The sequence below is a fragment of the Archangium sp. genome (genome assembly GCF_036388035.1).
In the GTDB taxonomy this organism is placed as follows: domain Bacteria; phylum Myxococcota; class Myxococcia; order Myxococcales; family Myxococcaceae; genus Archangium.
Map to the genome: position 1 here is coordinate 1 of NZ_DASVSO010000028.1, position 6,504 is coordinate 6,504.

5 protein-coding genes are annotated in these 6,504 nt (G+C 68.2%); 2 read left to right on the forward strand and 3 right to left on the reverse strand.

Annotated elements, in window-relative coordinates; translation table 11 throughout:
* Both VF697_RS01250 and VF697_RS01255 read right to left on the reverse strand, forming a co-directional pair.
* The coding region (locus VF697_RS01250; RefSeq protein WP_331091428.1) for an RIO1 family regulatory kinase/ATPase at positions 1 to 893 on the reverse strand (893 nt) is incomplete at its 3' end.
* Positions 894 to 980: 87 nt separating this feature from the next.
* Positions 981 to 2,687, reverse strand: a complete 1,707-nt coding sequence (locus tag VF697_RS01255) for a phytoene desaturase family protein (protein ID WP_331091436.1) — start codon at positions 2,685 to 2,687, stop codon at positions 981 to 983.
* Here VF697_RS01255 and VF697_RS01260 point away from each other — a divergent pair.
* The gene (locus VF697_RS01260) at positions 2,661 to 3,392 is read left to right on the forward strand and encodes a hypothetical protein (RefSeq protein ID WP_331091430.1); all 732 of its coding nucleotides are present in this window, start codon (positions 2,661 to 2,663) and stop codon (positions 3,390 to 3,392) included. The two genes, VF697_RS01255 and VF697_RS01260, sit on opposite strands and share 27 nt — an antisense overlap.
* A gap of 45 nt (positions 3,393 to 3,437) precedes the next feature.
* Positions 3,438 to 4,268 (forward strand): hypothetical protein, encoded by an 831-nt coding sequence (locus VF697_RS01265; protein WP_331091432.1) that lies wholly within the window; start codon positions 3,438 to 3,440, stop codon positions 4,266 to 4,268.
* Here VF697_RS01265 and VF697_RS01270 read toward each other — a convergent pair.
* Positions 4,222 to 6,504: GAF domain-containing protein (locus VF697_RS01270; RefSeq protein ID WP_331091434.1), on the reverse strand; the 2,283-nt coding region annotated here is incomplete at its 5' end. The genes VF697_RS01265 and VF697_RS01270 overlap by 47 nt on opposite strands.

Genomic DNA, 6,504 nt, shown 5'->3' on the forward strand with positions numbered 1-6,504 from the left:
GGGAAGCGCTCGCCCTGCGGACGGTCTCCCCGAGGGGGACGGTCTCCCTGGGGGAAGCGCTCGCCGCGCGGTCGGTCGTCCCGAGGAGGACGCCCACCGCCGGACCTGTCGCCCGGGCCATTGCCGTTGAAGCGGCCCTCGCCGCGCGGCCCTCCGGAGAAACGGCGCTCGCGCGGCCCCTCCGGCTGGAAGCGGCCCGTGGGCTCGAAGTCCGGCGTCAGCTCGCGCTTCACGTACGCCCGCCAGATTTCGCTCGCGTCACCCGCGCGTGCCCGCAGGCCCGGGTCCGCCAGCTCGAAGTAGCGGCGCAGGTTCTCCAAGTCGCGCTTGAAGAAGAACTCGGCCTGGCTGTTGGCCGCCGCGCCCACCACCTGCGGGAAGTCGATGATGGTGGCCCCGCGGTTGCCCAGCAGGATGTTGAACGCCGACAGGTCGCCGTGGATGAGGTCGCAGCACAGCATCCGGATGGCCTGGTTGCGCAGGTCGGCGTACAGCGCCGAGGCCTCCTCGGGCGTGAGCGAGGCCTCCTCCAGCCGGGGCGCCGGGTGACCCTCGAGGTCCAGCACCAGCTCCATCAGCAGCACGCCCTCGTAGAACATCACGGGCTTGGGCACGCACACGCCGGCGGCGTACAGCTTGCCCAGCGCGTCGGCCTCGGCCGTCTTCCAGGCATCCTCCGCCGCCTGGACGCCGAAGCGGCTGCCCTTGGCGATGGCGCGCGCGGTGCGGCTGTTGCGCACCTGCCGCCCCTCCCGGTAGCCCGAGTTGTTGCGGAAGTTGCGGTGCTCGCGCTCCTTGTAGATCTTGGCCGCGACGATCTCGCCGCCGTGGCGGACAAGATACACGTCCGCCTCCTTGCCACTCTTGAGGCGGCCCACGACCTCGTCGATCACACCATCGGTCAGAAGTAATTGAAGCGCTTCGTTCATGCGTTTGCGTGACGGAAGGCTTGAAGTCCTACCATGTATTCCGGGTGGTACTCACCCACCTTCTGCGCGAAACCTGCCCGGAACCTCTTCGACCGGCGGGACATGGGGCCACTCAGGCAGGGGTCCCTTGCCCGCCTCCCGGGCGAGGTAGTCGGCGGCGATGTTGGCGCTCTCCATGATGGTGAGCAGCCCGCTGCCCGGGTGCGTCCCCCCTCCCACCCAGTAGAGGCCCTCGACGCTGGGGCTCTTCACATGGGGGCGCAGGGGCCCGAGCTGCAGCCAGGTGTGCGACAGGTTGAAGACCGCCCCCCGGAAGACGTTGAAGTCGTCCCGCCACGTCTCGGCGGTGAAGTAGCGCTCGGCCCGGATGTGCGCGCGCACCCCCTCGAGGCCCACCTTCTCCAGCATGGCTGGAATCCGCTCGCGCAGGGTGCGCTCGGTCGCCGCCCAGTCCACCGGGCGCGAGGTGTTGGGCGTGGGCACCAGGACGTACAGGGTGGAGTGGCCCTCGGGCGCCCCGCTCCGGTCCGTCACGCCCGGGTTGCAGACGTAGAAGGGCGGGTCCTCCAGGTCCACCTCCTGGTCCTCCAGGGCCACCCGGTCCGTGCGCCGGGCGCTCTCGGAGAGGTAGATGAGGTGGTGGGGCAGGTCGTCATAGACGCGGTCCAGCCCGTAGTAGGCCATGAAGGTGCTGCACGAGTAGCTGGCCTTCTCCAGCGCGGCGTCGGTGAGCCGGGTGCCCACGCGCGACTCGGAGGGGACGAGCTTCTGGGCCGCGTAGGGCAGGTCCGCGTTCACCACCACCGCGTCGGCCTCCAGGCGCTCGCCGCCCTTCAGTCTCACGCCGGCCGCCCGGCCGTACTCCACCAGCACCTGCTCCACCGGCGTCCCCATGCGGAAGGTGGCGCCCAGGTCCTCGGCGCACTTCATCATCCCCCGGGCCAGCGAGCGGAAGCCGCCCTCCACGTGCCACACCCCGAAGGCCAGCTCCAGGTAGGGGATGACGCCGAACACCGAGGAGCACGTGGTGGGGTGCAGCCCCAGGTACTTCGAGGGGTAGGAGAGCGCGTAGGTGATGCGGTCGTCGTGGAAGAAGCCGTCCAGGTGCTTGTAGAGCGTCTGCCAGGGCTTGAAGCGCAGGGTGGAGAGCAGCCGCCAGGGCGCGTAGTAGGCGAGGCTGTCGGCGTGCGTCGCCATGAACTTCTCGTAGGCCAGCGGGTACTTCTCCCGGCCCTCCTGGAGCCAGCGGCGCAGCGCGGGCACCTTGTCCGGGCCGAACTTCGCCACCTCGCGCTCCATGCGCGCCGTGTCCCGCGTGGTGTCCAGGTGCGTGCCGTCCCAGAAGTGCACCCGGGTGTTGGTGTCCAACGGCACCAGCTTCACGTAGTCCGAGATGCGCTTGCCCGCGCGCTCGAAGATCTTCTCCAACACCCCGGGGAGCTGGAGGATGGAGGGCCCGGTGTCCACGGCGTACTCGCCCCGCTCGCCCAGGGTGAGCCCGCGCATGCGCCCGCCCGGCACCGGCTCCTTCTCCACCACCGTGACCTTCAGGCCCAGCCCCGCCAGGTTGATGGCCGCCGACAGGCCTCCGGGTCCCGCTCCCACGACGATGACGTGACGTACCATGACGGGACTACGATGCCTGGAAGCGCCCTTCGTTTCAGCCTTTCCGGCGGAGCGGGGCTTCGCCAGGGCTGTTACTGGACGAACCCACCAGGATAGGTTCGCTCCATGCGCGGGCCGAAGCGGTTCCTCCAGCGTCTCCTGGTTTCACTTCTCCTCGGTCTGGGATGCACGCCGCCCCGACCCGTTGAGGGCGTCTGGCGCCCTGGCCCCGGTGAGGATCGAGATCACATCCCGGGGCCGTTGAAGGACTTCGGGCCGTTCGACTCCTACCCGGAGGCACTGAAGGCGGCCTGCCCGCTCATCCTCTCCAAGCCCAACGCCACCGTGGGTCATCTCCAGAACTCGAACCCCGAGCTGGCCGCACGAACCGCTACCGAATATTGCGCATGGCTGTATTACACGCCTGAACACAAGTACGAGATGAGCATGCTGTCCGACCTGTCACAGCCGGATGACCTCGTGACAGGGAAGAAAAGCTGCGTCCTTCCTGCGTTCGTGAGCGACCCGCGCTATGCGCTGGGTGACCTCAAGTACATCTTCGCTCTTCACAACCACCCGTTTGGGTCCGACATCTCCGAACGGGACATTCATTTCATCGAAGAGATGGCCAGCGTCCACGAGTGGGTCATCAAGACGAAGAACAACGGCGAAATCCTGCTCTCCATCATCGCGTTCTTCTCGAAATCAAAGGACCCTGGCGCCCCCACCTGCGATGGGTTCTATCAATACATTCCGGCAACACAGTCCATGATGATGTGGACCCAGGCCCGGGGCGAGTGGAAGCAAACGGTGCTTGCGCCTGCCGCCTGGAAAAACCGGAAGAAACCACGGCTTTGAAGAAGAGGCGGATGGGCGCCAACCAGAATCCACAGCAGGGATATCATGAAACTGAGAAGCCTCATTTCGCTCGCCATCATCCTCTCGAGTTGCACACGAAGGTGGGAGCCCTTCTCAACGCGACCGGAGCAGGACAGGTCGGTCATCTTCCCGCTGTCCGTCGGGGGTGGCCTTGTCGAGATCAAGGCAGAGGAGAAGACATATGAACTGGATGGTGAGGTGCTGCGTGCGTTGATGATCGTCTCCAACGATCTCTTCCCTCCGGATACGTCCCAGCTGGAGCTGTCCTGTAGGGCCAGACAGCAAGCACATACGTTCCGGTTTACCCGCCGTGAGGACATCATCTTCGTCTACGTCGAAGAAAATCCCGCCTCTTGCGGTCACGGGGTGCCCGCCATGGATTCAGGCGCGAAATACGCGATCAGCAAGGATGGTCGCATCCTCCGACGTGTTCTTGATGCGATTGATGAGGATGATCACATCTGGAGCCTGAAAACTCCCGATGGTGGAACAGTGACAGTCGTCACGGAATCGGGGGACATTCCCGACCTGGAGGACCTGGAGAAGTCCGACAGCGGAATCCTGAAAATCGTCACGGAGCCAGTGGACATGCCCGGTGTACGCGTCTGGCAGCCGCGCGAAGGCTCGCGGGGGCCGATGGCCGCGGAGGAGCCGGGAGTCATTCCGGGTGTGACGATGCTGCCACCGGATGCCGGATACAGTTGGGAGTACCGGGACGGCGGGCTCGTCTCCGTCCCCAAGAATCCCCCACCTGCACCCTCCTCGAATCTGGATGGAGGCACTCCCGACGCGGGTGGAGCTGGAGGCCTCAGTGCACCCCGGCCCCCACCGGATGCCGGGGCAGCCGCACCGTGAAGATGGTGCCCTCCTCCGCGGTGGAGCGCACCGAGAGGGTGCCCCCGTGTGCTCGGACGATCTGCTCGACGATGTAGAGCCCCAGTCCCAGCCCGGACGAGGCGGGGGAATGGCCCTCGTCCTCCACGAACCGCCGGAAGGGCTCGAAGATGGACGCGAGTCGCTCAGGCGGAATGGGCGTCCCTTCGTTGTGCACCTCCAGCCGCAGCGTCTCCCCCTCGTCCTGGAGCGTGAAGCGCACGCGCGTCGCCTCGGGGCTGTAGTCCAGCGCGTTCTTCCCCAGGTTGATGAGCAGTTGGGACAGCCGGTCCGCGTCCCACTCGCCCTGGAGGTTCCCCTCCGCCTTCAGCACCACCTCCCGCCCCGGGCGTCCCGCCTCCAGCTCCTCCACCACCTCCCGGCAGAGCATGCCCAGGTCCACCAGCCGCGCGCTGATGGGGATGCCTCCCCCCAGCCGCCCCCGCGCGAAGTCGAGCAGGTCCGAGATCATCCGCCTCATGCGCTCGGCACTCGTGACGATGCGACGCACGCTCTTCACATGGCGCTCGTCCAGGTCGTCCGAGCGCAGCAGCGCGTTGGCCGACAGCAGGACGGCGTTGAGCGGATTGCGCAGGTCGTGCGAGACGATGCTCATGAAGCGCTCGCGGAACTCCGCCGTCTGGCGCAGGTGCTCCTCCGCGCGCTTCTGGTCGGAGATGTCCACCACCACCGCGCCCAACCCGAGGATGAGGCCCTCCTCGCTCAGCACCGGGTAGTAACCCGTCAGCCAGCGGCCCACCTCCACGTCCAGCACCGGCTGGCCCGTCTCCAACACCCGGCGCAAGTGCGGCTCCACCAGGGACGCGAGGTCCGGTAGCACCTCGTACAGCGTCTTCCCCAACGGCTCATCGGGCCGCAGCCCCAGCAACTGCGCCAGGCGTCCGTTGAGGCGCGCGAAGTGCAGGTCCGCGTCCCAGAGCCCCAGCCCCACGGGTACCGTCTCCATGATGGCGTTGAGGCGGGCCAGCGCCACCTGCGCCGCGGTGCGCGCCCGCAGCTCGGCGTCGTAGAGCCGCGCGCGCTCCAGCGCCTGCGCGCAATGGCCGGCCACGACGAGCATCCACGCCCGCTCATCCTCGCGAAAGCCGTGGCTCCTCCGGAAGGACAGCCCGATGGCCCCCAGCGGCCTGCCCTCGGCCAGCAGCGGCAGCGAGGCGAAGGCGCCGTAGTCCTCCACCTCGGCGTGCCCCCTCCACCACGGGTAGTCGACCAGGACGGCCTCCAGCGACTCGTAGAAGACGGGGGCCCCGGTGCGCACCACGTCGCGGTACATGACGGGCGAGTCCGCCGGGAAGTGCTTCCAGCCGCGCACCTCCTCCTCCGCGTAACCGGTGGTCTCCAGCATGTCGAACCACTGGCCGTCCTCGGAGAGCAGGCCCAGCGAGCCGCCCGCGGCCCCCACCGCCCGCACGGCCTTCTCCACCACCACCTCGGCCACCTGGGCGCTGGTGAGCGCCTGCGACAGGGCGGCCGTCACCTCCTGCAATCGCGCGGTGCGGGACTCCTGCTCGCGCAGCAGCGCCAGGGCCCGCTCCGCCTCCTCCTTCGCCTGGCGCTCGCGGGCGACCAGCTGCGCCTGGACGATGAGGGCGGTGGCCCGGCTCACCATGGACCGGAAGAGCAGCGTGTCCTCCCCGGAGAACTCGAAGGCGGTGCGGCTGCCCATGAGCGCCACACCCAGGGCCTCGTCTCCTTGCAGCAGGGGCACCCCGTAGAGCCCGCGGGTGCCCTGGGCCCGGAAGACCCCCGACTTCACCTGCGGCGCCGTGGCCGCCGAGCGCAGCCCCATCGGACGGCGCTCCGCGGCGATCCTCCCGCAGAAGCCCTCGCCCATCCGGACGCTGAAGCCCGAGGTCACCAGCTCCTCCAGCCCCACCGAGGCCCTCGCCCGCAGGACGTCGCCCTCGCGCAGCAGCAGCGTGACGGAGTCCACCGCCGTGGTGACCTCCAACATGACGCGCAGCAGCTTGGGCAAAAAGCCGTCCAGGTTCTCCGTCCCGAGCGCCGCCTGGGAGATGCGCTCGAGCGCCTGGAAGGTGCGCTCGCGCGAGCGGGCATGGCGGGCGATGGCGGCGGCCATCAGCTCGTCGAAGGCCTGGTTGAAGCGCTCCACCTCCCCCAGCGCCACGGACAGCTCTCCCGGGTGCGTGTGCTCGACGTGCTCGCCGTACAGCCGCAGGATGCTGGTGCGCAGGGC